Raw genomic sequence first — 2,172 nt, 5'->3', positions numbered from 1 at the left:
TCCGCGGTGATGAGCACGGCCGGTTCGAGCTGGGCGAAGCGGTCGGCGGCGGCCTTGGGTGCGTAGTCCTGGCCGCACACCGACCACACCGCGCCCAGGCTGGCCGTGGCGAGGAAGGCGATGATGGCGTGGGGCGTGTTGGGCAGGTAGCCCACTACCCGGTCGCCCTGTCCGACGCCCAGGTCGCGCAGGGTGGCGGCGACCGAGGCGACCTGGGCGCGCAGCTGCCGGCCCGTGATCTCGTAGCCGGCTCCGGTCTCGTCCAGCGCGGTGATCGCGGGCGCGTCCGGGTGCAGGTTGCGCACCGCGTGGTGGGCGTAGTTGAGGGTGGCGCCCGGGAACCAGCGTGCGCCGGGCATGGTTTCCTCGGCCAGCACCTGCTCGTACGGAGTCGTGGCGTCGATGTCGAAGTACTGCCACACCGCCTCCCAGAACCCTTCGAGGTCGGTGACGGACCAGCGGTGCAGAGCCTCGTAGTCGGTGGGCTCGTCAACTCCCTCGGCGCCCTGGTGACGTGCGGCCCACCGGGCGAAGTCCGCGACGCGGCTGCGGGCGGCCGCGTTCGGGTCGGGAGTGAAGAAGGGTGCCGGGTACGGCGTGGGGTGCGGGGTGGTCATGGTGTGGTGCTCCTCGGCGGGGGAACGGCCCGGGCATCAGGCGCACGGCGGCCCGTGTGCAGCAGGGGTGCCCAGGCGGCGGTGCCTGTGAAGTCGCCGGTGCCGGCGGGGACGGTGTCCATCACGACACGGTCCGGACGCAGCAGGACGGCGTCCGAGCGGCCGCCTGCCAGCCAGGCGGCCAAGGTGCCGTCGTCGCCCAGGTCGTCGACGTGGATCGGGGGTGCGCCCAGGGCGGTGGCCACGGCCGTCATCCGCGCTGTGGGCGGTACGGCGGTCAGGACGGCGAACGAGTTTCCGAGGACGTCATCGAGGCGGACCACCCCGCCGTCGTGCCGTACCCAGGGCTGCGGGCAGAACGTTCCGGCCAGTGTCCGGCCGGCCATCCGGGGGCGGCGCCGTACGAGTGGGCCGGCGGTCAGGGCGGGGCTGAGGTCACGGCTCACTGCCGCGGTCACGCCGGGGATGCGGCAGGCCGTTCCCACGAGAGTCCGACGGAATGCCGCACCGCGGCCCTGGCCACCGGTCATGGCCCAGCCCACGGCGACCGCGACGCGGATCAGGTGGCGTGCGTGCGGCTTGCGTTCGTGCTCGTAGGTGTCCAGCAGTCCGTCGTGTGCGCCTTGCTGAAGGACGCGGGCGAGTTTCCAGGTGAGGTTGCGGGCGTCGCGCAGGCCGGCGCACAGGCCCTGCCCGACGAAGGGCGGGGTGAGGTGGGCCGCGTCGCCCAGCAGGAAGACGCGCCCTTGGCGCCAGCGGTCGGCGAGGCGGGCCCGGAAGGTGTACTGCGCCTGCCGGATCACCTCGAAGTCGTCGTCCTCTGGCCCGTCGGACGGCAGATCCACCCAGGGGGCGACCAGCTCGCGCAGGCGCTCCTGGCCCTCCGCGCCGTCCAGGCGCTCGTCGTCGTCCAGCCGGAACTCCCAGCGGTAGCGGTCCTCGCCGACCCGCATGTAGGTGGCCGGACGGGTGGCGCAGCAGATCTGCTCGGCTCCCTCCCAGCTGTTCACCCGGCGGCTGGTGCGCACGTCGATGACCCGCCAGCTCTCCTCGAAGTGCAGGTCCTCCCAGACGGCACCGATGGCCTCCCGGGTGAGGCTGCCCGCACCGTCGCAGCCGAGGACGGCGTCGGCCCACACGTGCTCGTCCTCGTCGCTGCCGTCGCGGCGGAAGGTCACCCGCACCGGAGCCGTCCCGTCGGCGGGCTGCGTGACGGACACGGCCTCCACGCCGCTCCACAACTCGCATTCGGGGCGGCGCGCCAAGGCGCCCCGCAGCAGGCGCTCCAGCTCGGGCTGGTCGAACATGTTGGTCTGCGCGAAGCCGTGGTGGCCCTGCAGGGATCGCGGGAACTCGGTGATCAGGCGGCGCCGGGGATCCAGGAGCCGCAGGCCCGGCGCCGGGCGCGAGACGGCTGCGAACTCCTCGTGGACGCCGACGCTCTGCAGGATCCGGCAGATCTCGTCGTCCGCGACGACGGCGCGTGGCAGGGGGTAGATGTCCCGGTGGCGTTCGAGGAGCAGGCTGGGCACTCCGTGCCGGGCGAGCAGGAGGG

2 protein-coding genes are annotated in these 2,172 nt (G+C 73.4%); both read right to left on the bottom strand.

Features of this window, described 5'->3' with window-relative positions:
• A partial coding sequence (locus tag ACIBJF_RS53090; RefSeq protein ID WP_399185067.1) for an AMP-binding protein occupies positions 1–617 on the bottom strand: 617 nt, incomplete at its 3' end.
• On the bottom strand, positions 614–2,172 hold a 1,559-nt coding region (locus tag ACIBJF_RS53085; protein WP_399185066.1), incomplete at its 5' end, for a bifunctional 3-(3-hydroxy-phenyl)propionate/3-hydroxycinnamic acid hydroxylase. The genes ACIBJF_RS53085 and ACIBJF_RS53090, both read right to left, overlap by 4 nt.

It is taken from the genome of Streptomyces sp. NPDC050743, assembly GCF_044456925.1.
GTDB lineage: Bacteria > Actinomycetota > Actinomycetes > Streptomycetales > Streptomycetaceae > Streptomyces.
The sequence above is the reverse complement of the archived record's forward strand: the minus strand, read 5'-3'. Positions and strand labels throughout refer to the sequence as shown.